At 57.7% G+C, this 21989-nt stretch carries 17 protein-coding genes and 3 pseudogenes; 15 read left to right on the forward strand and 5 right to left on the reverse strand.

Annotation, left to right across the window (positions count from 1 at the left end; genetic code table 11):
• Nucleotides 1-359: 359 nt before the first annotated feature.
• Nucleotides 360-855: pseudogene (locus tag AC0L2A_RS30060) on the forward strand (transposase domain-containing protein); the annotation flags it as partial.
• 292 nt (nt 856-1147) lie between these two features.
• Here AC0L2A_RS30060 and AC0L2A_RS30065 read toward each other — a convergent pair.
• Nucleotides 1148-2256 (reverse strand): annotated as a pseudogene (locus AC0L2A_RS30065) (IS110 family RNA-guided transposase).
• 143 nt (nt 2257-2399) lie between these two features.
• Nucleotides 2400-3125, reverse strand: a complete 726-nt coding sequence (virG, locus tag AC0L2A_RS30070; protein ID WP_473523896.1) for a two-component system response regulator VirG — start codon at nt 3123-3125, stop codon at nt 2400-2402.
• Nucleotides 3126-4175: 1050 nt separating this feature from the next.
• Between virG and AC0L2A_RS30075 the strand changes: the two genes are divergently transcribed.
• From AC0L2A_RS30075 to virB11, 11 genes are read left to right on the forward strand one after another with little or no spacing between them, the layout of a single operon-like run.
• On the forward strand, nt 4176-4958 hold the full coding sequence (locus tag AC0L2A_RS30075) for a type IV secretion system lytic transglycosylase VirB1 (protein WP_473611878.1): 783 nt from the start codon (nt 4176-4178) through the stop codon (nt 4956-4958).
• Nucleotides 4959-4972: 14 nt separating this feature from the next.
• Nucleotides 4973-5338, forward strand: coding sequence for a pilin major subunit VirB2 (virB2, locus tag AC0L2A_RS30080; protein ID WP_473611879.1), 366 nt, complete (start codon nt 4973-4975; stop codon nt 5336-5338).
• A complete protein-coding gene (locus tag AC0L2A_RS30085; protein ID WP_473491954.1) occupies nt 5338-5664 on the forward strand; it encodes a type IV secretion system protein VirB3 in 327 nt (108 codons plus the stop codon). Before virB2 ends, AC0L2A_RS30085 begins: the two co-directional genes overlap by 1 nt.
• Nucleotides 5664-8033 (forward strand): type IV secretion/conjugal transfer ATPase VirB4, encoded by a 2370-nt coding sequence (gene virB4 / locus AC0L2A_RS30090; protein ID WP_473611881.1) that lies wholly within the window; start codon nt 5664-5666, stop codon nt 8031-8033. Before AC0L2A_RS30085 ends, virB4 begins: the two co-directional genes overlap by 1 nt.
• A 13-nt stretch (nt 8034-8046) precedes the next feature.
• Nucleotides 8047-8733 carry a TrbJ/VirB5 family protein gene (locus AC0L2A_RS30095; RefSeq protein ID WP_473611882.1) on the forward strand — a complete coding sequence of 229 codons (687 nt, stop codon included), beginning with the start codon at nt 8047-8049 and terminating at the stop codon, nt 8731-8733.
• 58 nt (nt 8734-8791) lie between these two features.
• On the forward strand, nt 8792-9679 hold the full coding sequence (locus AC0L2A_RS30100; protein ID WP_473611884.1) for a type IV secretion system protein: 888 nt from the start codon (nt 8792-8794) through the stop codon (nt 9677-9679).
• A gap of 23 nt (nt 9680-9702) precedes the next feature.
• Nucleotides 9703-9861 carry a type IV secretion system lipoprotein VirB7 gene (locus tag AC0L2A_RS30105; RefSeq protein WP_473491950.1) on the forward strand — a complete coding sequence of 53 codons (159 nt, stop codon included), beginning with the start codon at nt 9703-9705 and terminating at the stop codon, nt 9859-9861.
• Complete coding sequence (locus AC0L2A_RS30110; RefSeq protein WP_473611885.1) at nt 9858-10571, forward strand: type IV secretion system protein VirB8; 714 nt, start codon at nt 9858-9860, stop codon at nt 10569-10571. Before AC0L2A_RS30105 ends, AC0L2A_RS30110 begins: the two co-directional genes overlap by 4 nt.
• Nucleotides 10568-11449 carry a P-type conjugative transfer protein VirB9 gene (locus AC0L2A_RS30115; protein WP_473611886.1) on the forward strand — a complete coding sequence of 294 codons (882 nt, stop codon included), beginning with the start codon at nt 10568-10570 and terminating at the stop codon, nt 11447-11449. Before AC0L2A_RS30110 ends, AC0L2A_RS30115 begins: the two co-directional genes overlap by 4 nt.
• Nucleotides 11446-12582: a type IV secretion system protein VirB10 gene (virB10, locus tag AC0L2A_RS30120; RefSeq protein ID WP_473611888.1), complete on the forward strand. Its 1137-nt coding sequence runs from the start codon at nt 11446-11448 to the stop codon at nt 12580-12582. Before AC0L2A_RS30115 ends, virB10 begins: the two co-directional genes overlap by 4 nt.
• Complete coding sequence (virB11, locus tag AC0L2A_RS30125) at nt 12566-13606, forward strand: P-type DNA transfer ATPase VirB11 (protein ID WP_473491945.1); 1041 nt, start codon at nt 12566-12568, stop codon at nt 13604-13606. Before virB10 ends, virB11 begins: the two co-directional genes overlap by 17 nt.
• A 123-nt stretch (nt 13607-13729) precedes the next feature.
• On the opposite strand, the gene AC0L2A_RS30130 is transcribed toward virB11, so the two are convergent.
• From AC0L2A_RS30130 to AC0L2A_RS30140, 3 genes are all read right to left on the reverse strand, one after another.
• Nucleotides 13730-16264, reverse strand: coding sequence for a two-component system VirA-like sensor kinase (locus AC0L2A_RS30130; RefSeq protein ID WP_473611889.1), 2535 nt, complete (start codon nt 16262-16264; stop codon nt 13730-13732).
• A gap of 181 nt (nt 16265-16445) precedes the next feature.
• Nucleotides 16446-17198, reverse strand: a complete 753-nt coding sequence (locus AC0L2A_RS30135; RefSeq protein WP_473491941.1) for a carbonic anhydrase — start codon at nt 17196-17198, stop codon at nt 16446-16448.
• Between the two features lie 1027 nt (nt 17199-18225).
• Nucleotides 18226-19380, reverse strand: a complete 1155-nt coding sequence (locus AC0L2A_RS30140) for a porin (RefSeq protein ID WP_473611890.1) — start codon at nt 19378-19380, stop codon at nt 18226-18228.
• 901 nt (nt 19381-20281) lie between these two features.
• Here AC0L2A_RS30140 and AC0L2A_RS30145 point away from each other — a divergent pair.
• From AC0L2A_RS30145 to AC0L2A_RS30155, 3 genes and pseudogenes are all read left to right on the forward strand, one after another.
• Nucleotides 20282-20614: a hypothetical protein gene (locus AC0L2A_RS30145; protein WP_473491940.1), complete on the forward strand. Its 333-nt coding sequence runs from the start codon at nt 20282-20284 to the stop codon at nt 20612-20614.
• Nucleotides 20604-20936 (forward strand): HipA N-terminal domain-containing protein, encoded by a 333-nt coding sequence (locus tag AC0L2A_RS30150; RefSeq protein WP_473611892.1) that lies wholly within the window; start codon nt 20604-20606, stop codon nt 20934-20936. Before AC0L2A_RS30145 ends, AC0L2A_RS30150 begins: the two co-directional genes overlap by 11 nt.
• A gap of 32 nt (nt 20937-20968) precedes the next feature.
• Nucleotides 20969-21890, forward strand: a pseudogene (locus AC0L2A_RS30155) (type II toxin-antitoxin system HipA family toxin).
• The last annotated feature ends 99 nt before the right edge of the window (nt 21891-21989 follow it).

Genomic DNA, 21989 nt, shown 5'->3' on the forward strand with positions numbered 1-21989 from the left:
ACTTGACAGGAACAACCTCGTGAACAGCGGCGGCGTCATCATCAACAATGAACATTCCACAGCGCTGTGGAGACCGGAGAAGAGGCAGAGGACCGATAATCCGCAAACCCTCGCCACGGGGCGGCAGGCGAGCGAAGCAACCACGACGCCCATCAGGCAAGCCTCCGATCAAGCCCGAGCGGACCTCATGGCTTCCTCCAGAAGCAGAGAGCGCTCCGACGCGGGGCGTTGAGCTCGATGGCCGGGATGAAGCAGAACAGCTCTTTGGCGACGGAGAGGCTGATGCGATCTCCGGACCGGTAGCTCTCGCCGTAATTGATCAGGCTGGCACTGTTGGCAGGCGATTGTAGGCCTGGAACTCGCCGATCGCCAGCCAGGCGCTGAGACGATCGCCGACCTCAAGATCGAGGACGATACCCGCGGCCGATCGGCCAATGAACGCCGTGCGATGCGTCAGGAAATAGGTGCGCTATTGTCGCCGATCTTGAACCTTGACTGCGCGAAAAGCTCGGCCTGATCAGTCAGAAGATCAAGCTCGCCGAGGCAATCCGCTACACGCTCTCACGCTGGGAAGGCCTCTCGCACTTCCTTGACGACGGCCGTATCGAGATCGACAGCAACACCGTCGAGCGCTCAATCCCGCAAGAACGCGCTCTTCGCTGGCTCGACGGCGGTGCCGAACACTGGGCAGTCATCGCCTAGCTGATCGAAACCTGCAAGCTCAATGGTGTCGAACCGCTCGGCTATCTCGCCGATGTCCTCACCAGGATCGTCAACGGCCACCCCAACAGCCAGATGGACGATCTCCTGCCTTGGGTCTACATCAACAAGCTCGAGCTCAAGGCTGTGGCCTAAGAACACCGCTCTGATGTCCGCTGTCAAGGTTTGGAACGCAGGAGGTCGCCCGATCCGAGGAACGGCTGCTCATTCTGATGAGCGCGCATGGGTGGAGGCGGAACTGAAGGACGTCGGTGATCAAGCTCTGATGCGCGGGTTGGCTACCGCATTCCCGATTGTGCGTCCGGGGCTGTTCCTATCTTACTGCGGGCGTCGGTCAATTTGCCGGCCACAAAGCGTCTGACGGGCATTCCCCTGCCGTGGTCCCGCCTCCGCCCATGCGCGAGGTGTACACTGCCGCGGCGAGCGATCAGGTGGAGCGTGCCTCCCTGGCGACGGCCCACATGAAGCCGACTAGTTCGCGGGCGATCGCCGTGCAGACCACCGTCGTTCGCTTGCCTCGCGCAACCAGCTTTCGATACCGGGTCGTCAGGCGGGCCTGAGCCTTCCATGCGATCTCACGGACTTTCGGCGGTGCCTGCTCCAACCGGTACAGCTTCGCCTTGCCGATCCGCGGTGGATGTCGATAGGTCCAGGCGCTCTCGACTAGCATGTGGCGAACGCGGCCATTGCCTGCCTTGGTGATGCCGCCACGCCTGATTGTCTCTCCAGTCGACCGCTCGCCGGGAACGAGGCCCAGATAGCCCATGAGCTGGCGAGGGCTCTCAAAACGGCTTACGTCGCCGACCTCGGTGGCGAACGTCACGGCGACGATCAGATCGACCCCACGCAATGTCTGGAGCGCTCCCACGATCGGCGCCAGCGACCAGTTCGGGATGAACTCTTCGATCACGCGCTCAAGCCGTTCCACACGCTCTTTGAGACGCGCACCGCTTCGGCCATTTCCTGGAGCGCGATCTGATGTGCAGGATAATCGAAACGCTGCTCCTGCAACCAACGCAGGTAGCGCATGGTCCAGTTCTTCGTGCGCGGATAGGCACGCCCATGCTTGAGCATGAAAGCGCTCACCTGCTGGCGATGGACCCGCAGCGTCTCAACCGCGGCTGCCCGGGCGCGAACGAGATCTCGCATGGCTTCGTGATCTTCATCGGGAACCCATACCGCCGTCAGTTCGCCGGCGCGCAGCAGCCTTGCCAATGAAAGAGCATCCCGGCGGTTCGTCTTCACCCGATCGCCAGGCTTCCTTGGAATCAGCGATGGCGCGACCACGGTGCATTCATGGCCAAGGGAACGGATCAGCCGGTAAAGGCCATAGCCGGTTGGGCCCGCCTCGTAGCAGAGGTGGATGCGATCGAACTTGGCGGCGATCCGTTGGATAACGCGGCGCATACTCGTATCCGATGCGTCGACCTCGCCGAAGAACCGAACCTCTCCCTCCCGGCCGGCTTCCGCAATCGCGATGGCATTCCTCAGCTTAGCGACATCGATTCCGACAAATGCTTCCCTATAATCTGCCACGGCTCGTCCTCCTGTGATGAGGATCGGCTCGGACCGCCCGAGCAACCTCGGACGCGCAGTGTAGGGCGAGCTACCTCACCGGCAGAAGCGGACATACGGTCTTACGCTTGATCAGCCTCGGCCAATCTCAAGAATAGCTGCTGTCACGCGGCCAAGGTACCTCCGTAGCTAACGTCTACGTCAGCGTTGAAGAAGTACCCTGCACCACGGCATGTCTTGACTAGGCGAGGATTGGCCGCATCAGCCTCCAGCTTTCGGCGCAAGCGCATGATTAGGACATCGATACTTCGATCGTACACCTCTTCTCCACGCACACGGCTCGCGAGCAAAAGCCGTTCTCTGGATAGTACGTTGCGGGGGTTCTCCAGAAATGCGATCAAGAGATTGAACTCACATGCGGTAAGCTTGACCTCGCCACGCTCCGCACAGATCAGTCGCCGCTGCTTCACGCTGAGCTTCCAGGCCCCAAAGCGAAATGAGCGCTGATCTCTGGTTCGCGGACTAGACATGCGCTCGCGTAGCGCTACTCGAATGCGGGCCAAGAATTCGCGCATCCCGAAAGGCTTGGGAATGAAATCGGTTGCGCCGAGCTCCAGTGCAACCACTTTTTCCGCCTCATCAAGCCGGTCGCCGCTGATCACTATGATAGGAACATCCGATTTTGTCGCCAGATTGCGGACGATCGCAAGTCCATCCTCCCGGCCTAGGTTAAGGTCAACAACCACGAGATCGACTGGCTCATGTGAAAGAACATAGTCAAACTGCTTGCTATCGTGGACTGCGGTTACCTTCAGGGCATGCATCGTGAGATACTCGGCGATGAGGCGCCGCATTGCGGCATCATCGTCAACGACAAGAACATGTTTCAACGGCTCACCTTCAATTTTGAATCCCCTTGTCTAAACCTGATGCCGAGCTACCCTGGGGACCGACGCAGAACAGCTGCCCCTGATACCACTCGCCGTTGCGTGCGGCTGGATCATCTCGACATCCTCCGGCTCGTGGATCCAGCTCGGACATGGTTGAGCAGCGCGGCGTTTAATTGATCGGAGAGGCGGTCGGCGGAAGAAGACCGTGATTCGCTGCAGCGGCCTTGTGCCAAATAGTAGGTCTCCTGCCAAGCCGGCTTCGTCCAAGGTGGCCGGCGGCCTCAAAATGCTGTTCGGGCGACCGGCAGGTCGCCGAACGTCCGGGCTAACATTTCTCGGTTACTGCAACTCCTCCATCTTGAGCGTGTCACTATGCTGTCCATTGCGCCGTCGGACTCCGTCAATGACATGCGGTTTTCTGCCGATGGGACAGTGCATGATCCACCCGGTAGCGGCGCGGCCGAACAGCTGAACCAGGCTCGCACCAGGATGGGCTGCGCCGCCACGTCTTCCCAGTTGACCCTCGCCCCCGCGGATTTGCGCCTTCGAGCCAGCTTCGCGGACGAGCTCGCGGTCTCAAACAATGATCTGAGTGTGCAGGGCCGCGCATGGCTGTCTCTTAAAGCACGGCAGCATATCGGCAAAGTTGGGCTGCTTTAGCGCCTTCGTCGATTCCCCACGGTGATCCCGAGCCTGAAGAAACCCGCCAAGCTTCCCATTTTGTCCTTGGCTTAGCGATGACAGAAGATCCCATCACCATCCATGACGCCGAAGTCGCGGGCCACGGTCCAGGAGCAACGGACGGCCGGGACGAGCAATCCCGCACAGGAGTCATCGTACCAAGATGCTCCGGATGTCGCTGGCTGATCGGGCCCGCGCCAGCCCACGCATGCGCAAGCTGCTCACCTACGCTAACACGAACACGGTCTTTGTTTCAGTTGAAACCGAAAAGCTGAAATTGAACATCACAGAGTAACAGACCTTCCCGATAAGCGCGTGCCGGACAGGGGCAGAACTCGTCCGGCGGCTTGGAAAGGTAGGTGATCGGGAATGTTTATTGCAGCTTGGCCCCTGGCCATCGTCCTGTTGACATCCATGTCACTCCCAGCCGAGCCCGCGCCACTTTCTCCCCGTGAGTTCCACAGCCTGTCGCGCAAATGCGCTCCATGGGTTGCGCCGTCCACCCTCGCCGCGATTGCCAAGATTGAAAGTGGCTTTGAACCGCTGGTGGCTCATGACAACACCACAGGTGAGCAGCTTCGCTGGATAGATCACCTGGAAGCCACGCGAGGCATCAAGCACCGCCTCGAAGCACAACATTCTGTCGACGTTGGATTGATGCAGATAAACAGCAACAACTTTCCCATGCTCAATCTCACACCGGATAAGGCTTTCGAGCCCTGCGCCTCGCTTTCGGCTGCCGCCCACTTGCTTGAAAGCCGGTATGCCGGCGGCACGACTGCTCCGGCGCAGCAACTTGCGCTTCGCCGTGCCATCTCGGCCTATAACACGGGCGACGTCACGCGTGGCTTCACCAACGGTTATGTACGCAAGGTCGAGTCGGCCGCAAAGGACATCTCAAGTCTCCTTGAGCGAACGCTGGAGCCGACCGCTCAAGATGGGCCAGACCTTGAGGCAGCCGGTCCGAAAACAGTGCCCCCTCTGCTCGAACAGAGCCAACAGACTAATGAAAAGCAGCCCGCACAAGATTCGTGGGACGTTTGGGGCTCCTATCAGCGAAACCGCTCCGGGGCCGATCCCTCCGGTCCGACAGGCAGCCAGGCTGCGGAAGAGCGGGAACCCTCGAACCCGAACAAACTCGTATTCGATTGAATCATGGAGATGCAATGATGAAGCCACTCAAAATATTTCATGCGTTTAAAACGCGTGTTCCTCTGCCTTTTTCCATGCTGCGCATGGCGGCTGAATATGTACCGGCCGCTGCTGCAGGCGCGGCATGGATGGTCTTCTCCAGCGGACCGGCCGCGGCTCAGGTGACCGGAGGGACAGATCCCGCCAAGATGGTCCAGAATATCTGCACCTTCATACTTGGCCCCTTCGGACAATCACTGGCCGTGCTCGGACTCGTGGCCATCGGTATCTCTTGGATGTTCGGTCGTGCTTCACTTGGCCTGGTTGCGGGTGTCGTTGGAGGGATCGTCATCATGTTTGGCGCCAGCTTCCTGGGCAAGGCGCTCATAGGCGGTGGCTGATGAGCGACCGGCTGGAAGTGAGCACCCTCTATGTGGCGGCGACACGCCCCGCACTGTTTCTGGGGGTGCCGCTGACGCTGGCCGGATTGCTCATGATGTTGGCTGGGCTCGTCATCATTATCCTTCAGAATCCACTCTACGAAATCGTGCTCGTGCCACTCTGGTTCGGAGCGCGGCTGGTTGTTGAGCGTGACTATAACGCCGCAAGCGTCGCGCTCCTCTATTTGCAGACCGCCGGCAGAAGCGTGGACGGGCCGGTTTGGGGCGGCGCGAGCGTCAGCGCCAATCCGATCAGAGTGCCGAAACGCGGAAGAGGAATGGTGTAATGTTTGGCGCCAGTGGCCGGACCGAGAGATCTGGCGAGATCTATCTTCCGTATGTTGGTCATCTCAGCGACCAGGTTGTCCTTCTGGAAGACGGATCGATCATGGCCATGGCACACGTGAGCGGCCTGCCATTTGATTTGGAAGACGCTGAGATGCGCAACTCGCGCTGCCGCGCGTTCAACACTCTCTTGCGCAACATCGCCGATGACAATGTCACGCTATACGCTCATCTTGTGCGAAACAACGATGTGCCGGAGCCGGCACCGCGCCAGTTTCAAAGTGCATTCGCTGGCAGTCTGAGCGAGGCCTATGAGAGCCGTGTGCTGTCGGGAAAGCTCTTTCGCAACGATCACTTCCTCACTGTCGTTGTGTTCCCCCGCACCGCAATCGGCAAGATCGGCTTGCGCATTGCAAAATCCCCCAGACGGAATGACAACGATTTGGCCACCCAAATGCGAAGCCTTGAAGACCTCTGGCAGATCATTGCTGGCTCACTCGGCGGTTACGGTCTGCGCCGGTTGGGTATTCGTGAGAAAGGCAACGTGCTCTTCACGGAAATTGGGGAGGCGCTTCGGCTGATAATGACTTGCCGGTTTCTTCCGGTTCCGATGGTTACCGGCTCACTTGGCGCCTCGATCTACACTGACCAGGTCATCTGCGGGAAACGGGCGCTTGAGATTCGAAGGCCCGGGGATAGCTCCGTGGGATCATTGTTTTCGTTCCGTGAATATCCGGCGACGACGCGGCCAGGCATGCTAAATCCCCTGCTGTCCGCCAACTTCCCGCTTGTCCTCAGCCAGAGCTTTTCCTTCCTCACTCGGCCACAAGCTCATGCGAAGCTTAGCCTTAAGTCCAGCCAGATGACGAGTGCCGGCGACAAGGCTCTCACCCAGATCAATGAACTTGCCGAAGCAGAGGACGCACTGGCAAGCAACGAGTTCGTCATGGGTTCGCATCATCTGAGCCTGTGCGTCTATGCCGACAGCCTCAATAGCCTTGCAGATCGCGCAGCAAATGCGCGCGCAAGGCTGGCCGACGCGGGCGCCGTAATCGTCCAAGAGGGTATCGGCATGGAGGCCGCGTACTGGTCCCAACTTCCGGGGAACAACAGGTGGCGCACGCGCCCCGGGGCGATCACCTCGTACAATTTTGCCGGGCTTGTCTCTTTTGAGAACTTCCCAAGCGGTTGCAGTTCCGGCCATTGGGGCAAAGCTGTTGCGCGCTTTCGCACAAACGGTGGAACTTCTTTCGACTACATCCCCCATGAGAATGACGTCGGCATGACGGCGATATTCGGGCCCGTCGGCAAAGGCAAGACGACGCTGATGACCTTTATCCTCGCGATGCTTGAACAAAGCGTGGTCGATCGCGATGGTGCCATCGTCTTTTTCGATAAGGACCGGGGTGGTGAACTGCTGGTGCGAGCCACGGGAGGGACATATCTAGCGTTGCGCAGAGGCGCTCCGAGCGGCTTGGCTCCTCTGCGTGGACTGGACAACACCTCCGCCTCGCTGGACTTTCTGCGCGAATGGTTGATGGCCCTAATCGAGAGTGACGGCCGTGGTCCGATCTCGCCGGAGGAAAGCCGTCGACTGGAACGTGGCATTGTTCGTCAACTTTCGTTCGAGCCCGTCATGCGCTCAATTGCGGGCCTGCGCGAATTCCTGCTGCACGGCCCCTCCGAGGGCGCAGGAGCGCGGCTGCAGCGGTGGTGTAGAGGGAATGCGCTTGGATGGGCCTTTGACGGCGATGTCGACGAAGTAAGGCTTGATGCCTCCATTACCGGCTTCGACATGACGCAGCTCCTGGAATTTGAGGAGGTCTGTGCGCCGGCCGCCGCATATCTTCTGCACCGCGTGGGCGCTGTTGTCGATGGCCGTCGGTTCGTCATGAGCTGCGACGAATTTCGCTTCTATCTGCTCAACCCACAGTTCTCGGCTGTTATCGACAAGTTCTTGCTCACCGTTCGCAAGAACAACGGGATGTTGATACTCGCAACGCAGCAGCCTGAACACGTGCTGGAATCGCCCCTCGGAGCTAGTCTCGTTGCACAATGCATGACGAAGATTTTCTACCCATCACCGACGGCCGACCGGGCCGCGTATGTCGATGGCTTGAAGTGCACTACTCAGGAGTTCGAGGCAATCCGCCAGGGAATGGCAATTGGCAGCCGCAAGTTTTTGCTCAAGCGCGACAGCGGGAGTGTTGTTTGCGAATTCGACCTTGGCCAGATGCGCGAGTACGTAGCCGTGCTCTCGGGGCGGGCCAACACCGTGCGCTTTGCCGACCAGCTTCGTGACCAGTACGGAGATGCCCCAAGTGGGTGGCTCGATAAGTTCATGGCTCGTTACCACGAAGTTCAAGACTGACGGAGGAATATTCATGAGATTTGCTAAGCTTGCAGCAACGACGCTTGCTGCTTCCCTTCTGCTTCACGGACAGGCCAGGTCGCAATTTGTCGTCAGCGACCCTCTAACAGAAGCACAAGCGACCGCGACCGCGATTTCCACTGCGGCGATCCTTATAAAGTCAGCCGAGACGCTCGCTGCCACGATCGAAATGGTGGATATGCTAACGTCGTCATTCGGTGTCATGGGACTGTTGGGCGCACTGAACCAAGGAAATCACTACCCGTCGAGCAATAAGCTGGAGGGGCAGATGTTTGATGCTCGGGCGCCAGTTTCGACCATAGCGCGTAACATTGCGCAGGACCCAACTCGGATAGTCACCGGCACCGATGCAGAAGGGAAACTGTTAGAGGAGCAAATCGCTGGTGCCGCCAATGCCGCAGGTCTTGCAGCCGACACTCTGGACGTAATGGACAAGCGCCTTAAGGCTAACGACAACACGCTTGGTCAGCTTTCCCGCTCGGGAAATATTGTGCAGGCCACAGTGACCAACGGTCTGGTCCTCAAGCAGATCCATGATGCGATCATCCAAAATGTTCAGGCCACAAGTCTGCTGACGATGGCAACTGCACAAGCGAGCCTTCACGCCGGGGAGGAGGCCGCCACGCAGCGTCGCGAACGCCAGAAGACCGCTAGCATCTTTTTTGGCATCCGCCAGTAAACGACGCTGAGTTCATCCGGCTCAGCTGCGCTGATCAGCGACAAATCAGGCTCACGCCATGACTTTCAAAATTCACGCGCCATTCACGGCTATAGACACGATCTTTCATCAGGCCTTTACGTTAGGGCTGCACAACGTGCTTGAAAAAATCCAAGAGGCGGTCAGCGCGCCTCTGGTCGCGTGTGTCACGCTTTGGATAATAATCCAAGGCTGTCTGGTCATGCGTGGTCAAGTCGATGCGCGCGGGGGTATCTCGCGCGTAATCATGGTATCGATTGTCGTTGCCCTTATCTTAAGCCAGGCCAACTACCAGCAGTACATTGAAGCGGTCTTCGACGAGACGATTCCAAGGCTTGCTCACCAGATCAGTGGCAGCGACTTGCCCTTCATCGGTATCCCCCAGAAGCTCGACATGATGTTTGCTTTAACTCAGTATAGCCTTCAGGTGATTGCTTCCGAAATTGGGCCTATGAATGGCCAGGACATACTTGCTTTCCAGGGAGCGGAATGGATTTTCTACGGCGCGCTGTGGACAGCGTTCGAGATCTATGATGCCGTCGGAATTCTGACGAAGGTGCTTTTGGCGATCGGCCCCCTGGTTCTTGTAGGCTACCTTTTTGATCACACTCGAGACATAGCTACCAAATGGATCGGCCAACTGCTCTCGTATGGGCTGCTGCTTCTCCTCCTCAACATCGTTGCAACGATAGTTATCGCTGCCGAAGCAGCCTCGCTGGTAGTCATGCTTGCGGTGATCAAAAACTCCGGTACGACAGCAGCCAAGATCATCGGGCTTTACGAACTCGACATGCTTTTCCTGGCTGGCGACGCTCTGATCGTCGCGCTTCCGGCGATCGCCAGCAGCATCGCCGGCGGCTCTTGGGCAAGTACGAACCAACTGCCTGGCAGCCTCACTCGCCCCCCTGCCAAAACGGCGGGTCGTTAATCAATCACTAGCGCGGTGCCAAAATGAAATATTGCCTAATTTTATCAATCCTAGCTTTGGCCGCCTGCAAGACAACCGATGGGCTTGCGACCTGTGCGGGTACGCCATTCCAACTGAACGTGGGACAATGGGAAATCACCCCTGAGGATCTTCAGGTCGATTGCGCGGAAGAGCCCAAGTGAAGTTTCCTGAACATGCCCTTCTGGTGGAGAGAGAAACGCTAGCCGCCCACTACAAGGAGGTGGAAGCGTTTCAAACGTCACGAGCGAAGTCTGCGCGGCGCCTGTCAAAGACCCTTATAGCCTTTGCGGCGGCGGCGGTCCTAGGAAACGTTGCGCAGGCATTTACCATCGCTGCCATGGTCCCGTTGGCCAAGCTCGTGCCTGTGTTCCTTTGGGTACGGCCGGATGGGACAGTTGACAGCGAAGTGTCAGTCTCTCAACTGCCGGCAACCCAAGACCGGGCCGTCGTAAATGCTTCGCTGTGGGAATATGTACGCCTGCGCGAGGGCTACACAGCAGATACAGCCCAATACGGCTATGATCTCGTATCCAGTTTCAGCGCACCGGCTGTGCGACAGGAATATCAAGATTACTTCAACTATCCGAATCCCACCTCGCCGCAAGTCACGGTCGGCAAGCGCGGCAAGCTCGAGGTTGAGCACATTTCCTCAAATGACATCAGTCCGGACGTTCAACAGATCCGCTACAAACGCTCTCTTATCGTTGATGGGCAGATGCCGATGGTGACCACCTGGACAGCAACCATCCGCTACGAGCGCTTGACGGGTCTGCCTGGGCAATCGAGGCTGACCAATCCGGGAGGACTACTCGTTACCTCCTATCAAGCCTCGGAAGATAGTGTATCAATCCCGGGGCCCGTACAGCCATGACAAAACGAGCGTTTCTCGCGATGGCCTGTTCACTTTTCTTAACGATCGAGGCGTCCGCGGAAGACACGCCACTTGCCGGCAAGCATGATGCGCGGATGCGCTACCTGGCTTACCGTCCCGACGAAGTGGTGCGCCTATCGACCGCAGTGGGGGCAACGCTGGTTGTCACATTCGCGACCAACGAGACCGTCGCAGCCGTGGCCGTTTCCAATAGCAAAGACCTGGCTGCGCTCCCGCGCGCCAACTATCTCTTTTTTAAGGCTAGCCGGATGCTCCCGCCGCAGCCGGTCATCGTGCTGGCCGAGAGTGAGTCCGGTACACGGAGATACGTATTCAGTATTTCAACGAGAGCGATGCCAAAACTCGATGAGCAGCAACCTGACCTATACTACAGTGTGCAGTTCACCTACCCTGCTGATGAGGCTGCTGCTCAGAGAAAGGAAGCAGAAAGGCGCTCGATTCTTGGTCAGGCCCGGGCGAAAGTGCTGCAAGATGACAGAGTTCAGGATTTGTTGAATCGGCCCGCCGCAACCGCCAGTCCGGACGAAAGCAATTTTCACTACGTCGCAAAGGGCGACCGATCGCTGGCGCCGCTGGAAGTCTTCGATAATGGCTTTACGACCGTATTTGGCTTCGCAAGCAATTCCCGCATACCCTCCCTCTACGTTATCAATCCCGACGGCAAGGAAGCCGCTGCCAATTACACAGTCAAAGGGGACTATGTTGAAGTATCCGCAGTCGCCCGGGAATGGCGTCTGAGAGATGGCAATACGGTCCTGTCCATTTTCAACAGGGCTTATGATCCTGTGGGACGAGCGCCAGGGACCGGTACAGTGAGACCCGACGTGTGGCGCGTTTTGAAAGGCTCGGGCCGATGAATGAAACCGGCCCACAGTCGGCACACGATGTCGATGCATCTAGATCGATCGTCTCGGAGCCGGCCCGCCGGCATCTATCGGGATCGCAGAAGTTGGCCGTCGCTGGTCTTGTTCTCATCTCATCTCTATCGCTCATCTGGCTCGGAGGTCGTCCCAGCACACAAGATGAACCATCTCAGCCAAAACCGCCAATTTTCCCCAACGCTGAGCCATACCGCCCTGTGCCAATCGAGATTGCTCCCGAACCTCCAGCACCCGTACAGGCGGCGCAGGCGGCAGATCCTGCGCCATCCACGCCACCGGCGCCAGCTGATCCGCCGCCGGAGGAAACACCAATTTTCGCCTACAGTAGCAGCAGTCAAATGCCCGACGACGGTCAGCGGAGCGAAGACCACCATAAGGATGCTCCCGCGACCGAGGATGAGATTTCAATCGGTGGCGATCTGTCAGGGCGATTGAAGCCAGATATACAGGAGCCAAGCCGGGCTACACTTTTGCCGCACCCTGATCTAGTGATTACTCAAGGAACGATCATTCCCTGCATTTTGCAAACGGCAGTCGACACAAATTTACCGGGTTATGTGAAGTGCGTGTTACCTAAAGACGTCCGCGGCGCTACCAACAATGTCGTGCTCCTGGATCGCGGGACGACCGTGATTGGCGAGATCCAGCGCGGTCTCCAACAGGGGGATGCGCGTGTCTTCGTGCTGTGGACGCGCATCGAAACGCCTGACCATGCCCTCGTGTCGATAGCATCGCCGGGCGCTGACGAACTCGGCCGCTCCGGTATGCCTGGCACGGTGGATAATCACGTCTGGCAGCGCTTTGGCGGAGCAATGCTCATGAGCGTCCTTCAAGGTGCGTTTCAGGCGGCCGGTCAATATGCGGCTAGCTCTGGCGAAGGAAGCGGCATCAACAGCTTCCAGAGCAATGGTGGACAAGCCGTCGAGACGACACTGAGAGCGACGATCAACCTTCCGCCAACTCTGAAGAAAAACCAGGGAGATGCTGTATCCATCTTTGTGGCTCGGGACCTCGATTTCTCAGATGTATACGAACTTAGAGCGACCGCCGTGGCGCCAGCCCCCCAACATCGCGAACGCCGGAGAGACAAAAATGCGATCGGAGGCTGATCCTCAATTGCGTTTGCTTCTCGACCCCGTTCTGAAATGGCTTGAGGAGCCAAGGACCGAAGAGGTCGCTATCAACCGGCCTGGGGAAGCCTTTGTCCGACAGGCCGGCGTTTTCACGAAACATCCGCTACCGCTATCTTATGACGATCTGGAGGACATCGCGATCCTCGCTGGAGCGCTGCGCAAGCAAGATGTCGGACCGCAAAGCCCCCTCTGTGCGACTGAGCTGCCGAACGGAGAGCGGCTGCAGATCTGTTTGCCGCCCGCTGTTCCCTCAGGAACAATAAGCCTGACCATACGGCGTCCCTCAAGTCGTGTGACCGAGCTTAAGGAAGTTTCTTCTCGCTACGAATACTCGCGTTGGAATCAATGGCGGTCACGAAAGGAGCGCCAAGAGCGGCAGGACGAAACGATTCTTCAGCACTACGACCATGGTGACTTGGAGCAATTTTTGCGAGCGTGCGTTTGCGGGCGGCTCACGATGCTGCTTTGCGGACCTACTGGAAGCGGCAAAACGACAATGAGCAAGACTTTGATCAACGCTATACCCCCGCAAGAGAGACTGATAAGTATCGAGGACACGCTCGAACTTGCAATCCCGCATGAGAACCATGTCCGGTTACTCTATCCAAAAGACCAGGCAGGCATAGGTGCGGTGACGGCAGAGCAACTGTTGCAAGCCAGCTTGCGCATGCGCCCTGATCGAATATTGCTGGGTGAGATGCGCGACGATGCTGCATGGGCCTACCTCAGCGAAGTCGTCTCCGGCCATGCGGGATCAATATCAACGATTCACGGGGCAGATCCGGTCCAAGGCTTTAAAAAGCTCTTTTCACTCGTCAAGAGCAGCCCGCAAGGAGCCGCTGTGGAAGACCGCACGCTTCTTGACATGCTGTCGGCTGCCATTGACGTCATTGTACCGTTCCGTACCCAAGGCGAAGTATATGAGGTGGGAGAGGTATGGCTCGCCGCCGATGCCCGGCGACGGGGAGAGACAGTAGCCGACCTTCTTAACAAGCACTAAGGCTAGAACAACGTCTCGGGCTCGATAGGTCGATTGTGATGTGACGCGTCATTTTGTTCTGCTTCGATGCCTCTTTGACGGGCTTTCTCAGATTGCTTGGGTAGCCTGAGCGAGTCAGCGGCATCATGCCATCATCATTGTACGAATTGCATGCTCCATTGTCCTGGACGAGACCGGCTTCGCTAGCCAAAGGACGAAGGTCTGATTAGCAGATGTGACCGGCATGAGGTCGATTTCACCGACGACTATGACAGGCACCGTCATGAGGGTGGGGCATGCGGATTCTGCCTGTTCTCGCTCGAGGAAAGGCATTTTACCCAAGATCAGCAGGTCGGCTGCTTTCCCGCTCTCGATCCAGCCGCAAAGGCTTTCGAAGGTCGCGAAGCCGACCGGCTTATAACCCAGCGCGGCGATATTCTTCTTGTAGATCTCCAACTCTGCTGGGTCGGGCTCCACGACTGCAATGATTTCTCCGTTGCCAAGTGATCCGTCGTATGGGCCGACAGCGATGTCAGCGCTGACTGGCTCCTCCTCGGAGGCCGGTAAGTAGATATCAAAGCGGGTACCTCGGCCAACAGCTGAGGTGACGTCAAGGCATCCTGCGAGCGCGCTCACGTGCCTGTCAACCGCAGCAAGACCCAGCCCGGTCCCGCCGAGGCGAGAGCGGGTGGTAAAAAAGGGCTCAAAGACATGCGGAAGTATCGAACTTGCAATTCCCGGGCCATCGTCGCTGATGGAGAGGAGAACGTAGTGTCCAGGTCTCAAGGTGCCCCGAGCCAGTGGCTTTGTTTGGCACACTTGGGCGCGGGAAACGCTAATCTCGACACGGCCCTGGTTCAAGACAGCCTCCGACGCGTTCTTGCACAAATTCATAAGGATTTGCTGTATCTCGGTTGGGCTGCCCTCGACCACCGTTTGCCACTCATTGATCTTGAAATTCAACTGAACACCCGCACGAACTGTAACCCGCAGCAATGGCGCAAGATCCATAACCATCTCGGAGACGCTGATAGGCACTGCCACGCGCTTCCGGTTTCGGCTGAGTGACAAGATCTGGTCAACGATCAGCTTGGCTCGGTGTCCAGCTAAGATGATTTGGTCGATGTGGTTCCGAATCCTAGAGGGTCGACGCACCAGCCCTTGGGCAATCTCTGAATATCCGATTATTGCGCCTAAAATATTGTTGAATTCATGTGTGGCGCCGCTTGCGATCGTGCCGACGGTCCTCAGCCTTTCCACATGCTCCCATCGACTCACCAGAAGGTCGCGTTCGGCATTTACTCGTTGCATTTCAAGATGGTTGCTCAAACGCACAATGGCACTGGCAAGAACCCGCAGGTCGTCTGCTGAGGGGAGTGAGCGATCTCGTTCAAAAACAAGGATGCAAACCACAGCCTGCTGATCGGAGGCCCTGCAAGCAACAATTTGACAAACACCGGAAGTGCCTAGGGCGGTCCGAACCATTTCCGCCGCCGGAACGACGCGAAACACTGGTCGTCCGGCACGGACAAGTGAAACGACTTCATCAATAAGCGCGACGTTCCAGACGGGTATGCACGTGGTCGCCACAAAGCACTCAGTCTGCCTGCTGAGACTCGGATCCACCAGAGCAAGCGCGCATTGATGCGCATCGAAAACGCGTTGCACGACTCTAAGCGCTGCTTCGGTGGAAAAGCACGCCGAGGCGTTCTTTGCTTTGCTATCGTTGAAGCGAGATTCGATCTCACGCATTGCCTCTTCAAGCTGCAACCGCCTTTTCAGCCGGTTCATCCGCAGATGCTGCCTGGAGGACCGAATGATCGCAAACAAGCAGAGGCATATGGACAGCAAGCCAAAGAAAAATCGCGTACGCTGCGCTTGCGCGCTGGCCAAGCTGTAGCCTTTCAGATGCTCTCGCTCCAGTTCGGCGGCCCTGGAGGACGTGTCGAGGGATGCGATCTGATTGGCAGCTTGGTCCAACCTCCATAAAAAAGACAGGAGACTGCGGAAAATGCCCAAAGCATCCGCGGCAGCCCGGGCCTGGCTCGGAGCAAATCGGTCGGGAGGCTGATCCATCTGTGATGCAAGGGTGAGCCCCGGTTCGGCCGAAAACGCGATCAGCTTAGACAGTGCAACTCTGCGCGACGATGCCCCCCCAAGGCGACCAAGCGAGCGAGCAAGATCTGCGAGACAGTTTTGCACAAGCTGATCTTGCTTGACCAAGGCTGAGACGGCAGCCTCTTTGTTTTCGATCGAGTTTATGAGCTGCGCGCGCAATCTGGATTGCCCGGAGCTCTCATCGGGCGAAGTCTCGGGAGGGCGTTGCAAGTTTTCACGATTCCTTTGCAATGCCTGTCCGGTAGAAGCAACCGATCGGGAGTCCAATACCATATCCGTCCGGGCGCGGGCGACGTCGCGCCGGAGCAATGCATCGTTGATCTGAATCGTTCGCAGTTGGCTTAGGATCGCGTCGTTGATCTGCGGGGGCTGCCCCTGCGTCCCGACCAAGAGCGCAATCGAGGCGGCTAGGGCGATTACAATTGCTTTGTCGGAACTGAGCCGTGTTTCCCAAGGAAACGGCGTTTGATCCGCGGTGCACGCCTTGCGAAGATCCAACCTGAAGTCCAGCTCGCCACGGGTTCGGTATGCGGCCGGATGCTGCTGGAATAGGAAAGCCACGCCTACCTCTCCCCTTATGAGGACGGTTCAACACCGTTGCCAAACTTGGTTTTGGCCCGCTTCCAGAACGAGAATGAGCGCCCAAAGGACCCCCGCGATGCGGAGCACATCGTTGCGATCTTGGAAGCAGATGAATACAACGCGCACGCGATGCTTCGACCCCTCGCGGCTTCAGGGACCCTCAGCTGAAGCCCAGGATGAAGCGCCGATTGGGTGAACGGATAGGGCGCGCGTTCCGGGGATATAGCGAGGTAAATCGCTCGATGTCTGCTGGGTCGACCTCAACCGGTTCCGTCGCCACCATCCAGTCGACGTTTTCGGTGCATGGTGGTGTCGTCAAAGATCCTTCATATGTCCAGTAGCCAAGCGAAGCCGGCAGAAGCCCGTTCGGGTCGACGTCGTCGACCGCTGCCTCTTCGCCTGACGTTGCCGGAAATGCTGCAGCAAGCCTGGCAAAACTGGCATTTGTCGCGCCTGGCGTCAGAAACACGCCCAGCACACCCAGAGTATCGCTGTTGCGGTCCTTATGGACAAAATGCGCTTCAATCGGGAAACTCTTGCCTGCAACGTGGTGCTCGCTTGGCGCATGGAAATGGAACTGTAGCAGCTCATAGACACGATCCCCCAGAGTGAGCGTGCTGCCTTGCGGCAGGTTGATCTGAATGGTGTGGCCGTTGTTCACCATCCTGCCGCCGCCCTTGTGCCAGCCTATGGCGATATGCGGAATATCCGCTTTGACCGCGCCCCGGATATCGACCGGCGATTGCTGCATGCCCGCCGAGCAGACCAAATTTGTCTTGTCCAAATGCCCCCATTGTTCGGGTCCGACCAGGCCGGCATATCCCCATTCGGTGCTGGCCGCCCGCGCGGCTTCAGCGCAAATAGGACACGCGCCGAGTGCAACAAATCCTTTGATCAGATTACGACGGTGCATATTGCTTTGGCTCCTACTGAACACTTCAATTTAGCGCTGGCATGAGAAACTGCAGTCGCAGCTGTGATGTGGGCGACATCGTCGCAATTTGCGGCCGAACAGTTCGGTACGCCACCATCGCGGCTTCAGGTCGACCGACATAGGACATTCCCGCGCGCGGCCGTGCTCGCCGACCACATGCGGTTTGTAGCAGCTATTATCAGGTAGATGGTCCCAGCTATTGGCCGAATCCGTGCTCATTGTCTCCACGACCGCCGATTGCCGTTCGATTGCTGATCACATGGTCGACCTCACCGAACGCCTCGGCACCCGGGCCACACTGGACAAACTTCCATGCAACTACTCCGATGGCGCCCACCACGCCACGTGACGCTTCATATTCATCATCGGACAGCCAGAGAAATCGATTGCTTCGATAAAGAACATCCACGACATGGATGCAATCACGCGCAATTTGCGGTGCTGCTGAGGACGCCGGCTCGATCCGCCATATCTCGGCGACAAATCACGCGCCGGAGAACTAGGCAAGGTAGCACCAACGTGGACTAAAGATCGAGCTTATGCTGTCACGGGTTCGATCAGGACCAAAGGCTTGCGCGCCTCTGGGCGGTCCGCTGCGACTCAGACACGGAGTAGTTCTTCAAGATGACCCAAACAGAACAAGAATCTTACTGAACCGAACTAATTTTGCAACGACGGTCGCCGAAGATGATTCTGAACCACTGAGGAAACTTGACGAGTGCTTGGACGAAGCGTCCAGGCATTTCTCAGCCGGTCCTCCGAAGCTCGCGATCTCGAGCGCTCATCGCAATGAGGGTAGCACAACAGGGATGCAGATGGGGCCGAGAGACATGTCCTGGACGAGTTATTCAGTGGCATTGCTAAGCGCTCTATGGAAGCCTCGCTGATCAGGCTATGAAGTCCGGCAACCAATGTCCGGGCATGATCGTCCGGGACCACATTTTGAACATCGTAAAGCCAGACACCGAGGCCTCCAGTCGGGCCTCCGACATTCAGATTCGCTTCGTTAGAACGAGCTTTGGAATCGCAGCACGCCGCCGAGGCTGTTCCTTTTGCCGACGTGAGCCGGGTTCGTTCCGGAACGGTCGACGGCAGCGAACTTGGCGTAATGGGCATAATCGACTTCGGCTGTGACTGTGAAACCTGGAATGACCATATAGGCGACGTTTGCAGCCAGTCCGGAGTTCCTGAGCTGATCACCCGAGACCTGAAGGTTGAATGAAGTTTTCTCGTTTAACGTGTAAGTGGCGCCCGTCCAGAAAGCCCAGTTGCCGCTCCAAATTTTGTAGAAGCCGCGACCGTGAGCGGCGAGCGCGTTGGTTGGGTCATCATTGAGATTGCCAATGGAGCCGTAGCCGAACATTCCGAATAGCGACAGGTCATCTGTGACATTGATATCGACTCGGAGCTTGCCGGCCAAAGCTTCGTAGTCGCTGTCACGAGCCATTACGCCGGTGATCGCGCCCCAGCCCTGCGTCTGTTTCACGCCGAAGACGACGTGCGGAACATAGCTGTCGATAGTACCGACTACACCCGACCCTTGTTCAAGTGAAACCAGAGCCGAAAAGCCATTATCGGCATCGAAGTAATACTGAGCCACGTTGGTATCGAAGTCGCCGTACGGAACGAGTACGTTATTGAGTACGTTTCCGGCGTAGCCTGTAAACGTGTCGAAGGCCGACTCGTCCTTGCCAACTCGGAGGCCACCAAGCTGGATCCAGGCGGAAGACAACTTGACGCCGCTGTTGAAGCTATAGTTGTGAGGGCTTTCCGGACCCGGATAAGCGTTGTGGTTGCCGAAGTTCACGCGAGTCTCAGTATAGGTCTTCAGTGCGCCTAGTTCGGTCTCCTGGCGCGTCCAAGTTTTGAACGTGAAACGCGTGTTGTTTCGCCAGGTGCCCTGAGCCTCGCCAGTTCTCACATCGGAGGTTCTTATCCCGTCATACGATCGGACATCGCTGAGGCCGACGTCGTAACGGATGTAGCCGCCGATGCGCACGCAGGTCTCGGTGTCGGGGATATGGAAGTAGCCCGAACCGTAGACGTCGCAGATATTGACATATTCGGTCGGACCCGGCGCGGAGACTTCGTCCGTCGCGCGAGCGACGGAAACGGAGATCAGGGCCGCAACTGAGCCGAGAAGAAGACTGCTTACGTTCATTCTGGATCTCCAGTTCAAAGAATAAAAGGCGGACGCGTCAAAGGGCGAACCGGCGGCCTATCCCAGGACCAAAAACATGTGCATCTCGCTCCTCTTTCGTACCTGAGGAATGCCCGATACTAAGTTGACTTGAGTAGTCCCGGTGTGAGTAAGCCAAGTTATACTTGTACATTTCTTTATAGCAGTTCGACTTATAGAAGAAGCAACTGTGGTTGGCTATCAACTGCCCGAAGGAGGTGAGATTCGACTTCCGTCCGGATCCAAGAAAAGGCAAAATCGCCTGTTGCCCTGCCGCGCTTCCCACAAGCGTTCCTCATTCTTTCAGTACATCGGGGATTCAGCATTTCTGAACCAATATTCATCTCCGTTATTTGTGAGTTGGCCGTCGGCGTTCGATGCGGAGCAGCAAGCGACGTGCCATCCTGAAGAGGTAACTCCGCGCTGACACTTAAATTGGCCGGCGCAACTTCGTCGCGCTCTTTTCTTTTTGCTTTTTGGGGGTCAGGCTGAGCACCGAGCAGACGTTTTGGGAGACGGTTCGTATGTTCGATATATGACACTTTCGTTCGATACCGACAGCACCTGTTTGCTGTGAAGCTCGGGTCGAGACAGCATGCGGCGGCGCCGCTCGGTACACGTCAGGCGGGAGCCTCGCTGCAGCGCACAACTGGATCGTGCCAAGGATGGCCCGTTTCGTTTTGCAGCGGCGCAATCGTTCACACCCCCGTGCGACTCACCTAGCGCCCATTGCGGATCGGATGGATGCATGCTCACGAGAGTAGTGCGGTTGGTTGCAGGGCCACCGCCTTGTTCGGTCAAACAGGCCAACTCTCGACAGATCACGGCTTAGGTCTTATATAAGCGCCCTAGAGAGAGTTAAGGTCGTTTCTATGAGACAAACATGCGCTCAACAGTGACAGATACATTGCCTCCCAGAGTCAAGAGGGCGCTTGGCAAGCTCGGCGCCGACATTGCGGTCGCCCGTAAGAAGCGCAGCCTGACCGTGATGATGATGGCGGAACGACTGGGTGTCGCAAAGAGCACCTATCTGAAGATCGAAAAAGGAGACCCGACCGTCGCTATGGGGGCCTACGCCATGACCTTTTTCGTTTTGGGCTTTGATGAGGCTTTGGCGCAGATCATCGACGCGCATCGCGATGAGCAAGGCCTGCTCCTCGACGCTGAACGTTTGCCCAAGAGGGTAAGGGTGCGGAAGCCACCGGGTGCAATATGAGACGTTCTTTGCTGTTCACATTGGCGAAGAAGCGATGCTACTGGGTACGTTGCGCTATGATCAGCAGGGTGCGCGCGAGAGCGCTGCCTTTGAATATGATGCAGGTTGGCTGAGAGCAGCGGAAGGCTTATCGATCGAACCCGGTCTGCCACTCGTTACTGGCCCTCAATTCCATCGAAAGACCGGCGATGGATCCGTGTTCCACAACGCGATCGCGGACACGGAGCCGGACGGATGGGGCCGGCGTGTAATCCAGCGCGACCACGCAAGCGTCGCCAAGAGGCGCGCCGGGCGGGAAATGTCGCGGAAACGCGGCCTCTGAACGCGATGGATTACCTCTTGGCAGTGGACGACATGAGCCGCATTGGTGCGCTCCGGTTGAAGGACGAAGAAGGGCGTTACCAAAGAACGACCGAGGAGGGTCGACGCACCACGCCGCCGCTCATTGAAATCGGTCAACTCCTCGCAGCCACGCACGCCGTCGAGACGAACACCGAGACGGCAACGGATCTCGCCTATTTGCGTGGACGTGGCACGTCCCTTGGGGGCCTTCGTCCGAAATGCTCTGTCGTCGACGATGACGGACGCCTCGCTATCGGTAAGTTTCCGAGCGTTGCCGATGATCGATCTGTCACAAAAGGCGAAGTGCTCGCTATGAATTTGGCCAGAAAAGCCGGCGTGGATGCTGCTGAGACACGTCTGCTCGACAGCGACGGCGCCCCTGTCGCGCTCATACGGCGTTTCGATAGGACTCCGAACGGCAATCGACTCATGTATATCTCGGCCGCCACGATGATCGGCGCAGAGTCAGGGGACGTTGGCGAGCATAGCTATACTGAACTTGTGGATGTGCTTCGTCAGCACGGCAGCCAGCCAGCGGCCAACATCGAAGAGCTTTGGCGGCGCATCGCGTTCGATCCTTATCACCAATGTCGAGGACCACCTCCACAATCACGGCTTTCTCCATGTGCATCACGGGCAATGGCGCCTGGCGCCTGCATTCGACATCAACCCGTTCCCTGAGCGTGCGAGAGCTGAAAACCTGGATATCCGAGGAAACTGGGCCCGAAGCGACTGTCGACGCACTGATGTCGGTGATCGCTTATTTCCGGATCAGGAGCGATCGAGCGAAGACGATACTCGCAGAAGTCGAAAAGGCGGTCGCGTCATGGCGGGAGGAGGGGCGGGCGCTTGGGATGACCCCCCAAGAACTCGACAGCTTCACCGACGCGTTCGAACATCGGGAACGGCAAGCCGCCCAAAGGCGCAGCAATGATCCCTGAAAGCTTGCCGTTCGCGGTAAATATGGCGTCCTGCAAGGGCGTCAAGGCGACTGGTTCTCCGTTTCGCCCACCCTCACTCCATGTCCGGCGCC

It is taken from the genome of Mesorhizobium sp. WSM4844 (genome assembly GCF_055811775.1).

Bases quoted from the DNA above. Each gene is read 5' to 3' on its own strand.
- AC0L2A_RS30075 (WP_473611878.1), top strand. From the start codon at position 4,176: ATGTTTATTGCAGCTTGGCCCCTGGCCATCGTCCTGTTGACATCCATG.
- virB2 (WP_473611879.1), top strand. From the start codon at position 4,973: ATGATGAAGCCACTCAAAATATTTCATGCGTTTAAAACGCGTGTTCCT.
- AC0L2A_RS30085 (WP_473491954.1), top strand. From the start codon at position 5,338: ATGAGCGACCGGCTGGAAGTGAGCACCCTCTATGTGGCGGCGACACGC.
- virB4 (WP_473611881.1), top strand. From the start codon at position 5,664: ATGTTTGGCGCCAGTGGCCGGACCGAGAGATCTGGCGAGATCTATCTT.
- AC0L2A_RS30095 (WP_473611882.1), top strand. From the start codon at position 8,047: ATGAGATTTGCTAAGCTTGCAGCAACGACGCTTGCTGCTTCCCTTCTG.
- AC0L2A_RS30100 (WP_473611884.1), top strand. From the start codon at position 8,792: ATGACTTTCAAAATTCACGCGCCATTCACGGCTATAGACACGATCTTT.
- AC0L2A_RS30105 (WP_473491950.1), top strand. From the start codon at position 9,703: ATGAAATATTGCCTAATTTTATCAATCCTAGCTTTGGCCGCCTGCAAG.
- AC0L2A_RS30115 (WP_473611886.1), top strand. From the start codon at position 10,568: ATGACAAAACGAGCGTTTCTCGCGATGGCCTGTTCACTTTTCTTAACG.
- virB10 (WP_473611888.1), top strand. From the start codon at position 11,446: ATGAATGAAACCGGCCCACAGTCGGCACACGATGTCGATGCATCTAGA.
- virB11 (WP_473491945.1), top strand. From the start codon at position 12,566: ATGCGATCGGAGGCTGATCCTCAATTGCGTTTGCTTCTCGACCCCGTT.
- AC0L2A_RS30135 (WP_473491941.1), bottom strand. From the start codon at position 17,198: ATGCACCGTCGTAATCTGATCAAAGGATTTGTTGCACTCGGCGCGTGT.
- AC0L2A_RS30140 (WP_473611890.1), bottom strand. From the start codon at position 19,380: ATGAACGTAAGCAGTCTTCTTCTCGGCTCAGTTGCGGCCCTGATCTCC.
- AC0L2A_RS30145 (WP_473491940.1), top strand. From the start codon at position 20,282: ATGCGCTCAACAGTGACAGATACATTGCCTCCCAGAGTCAAGAGGGCG.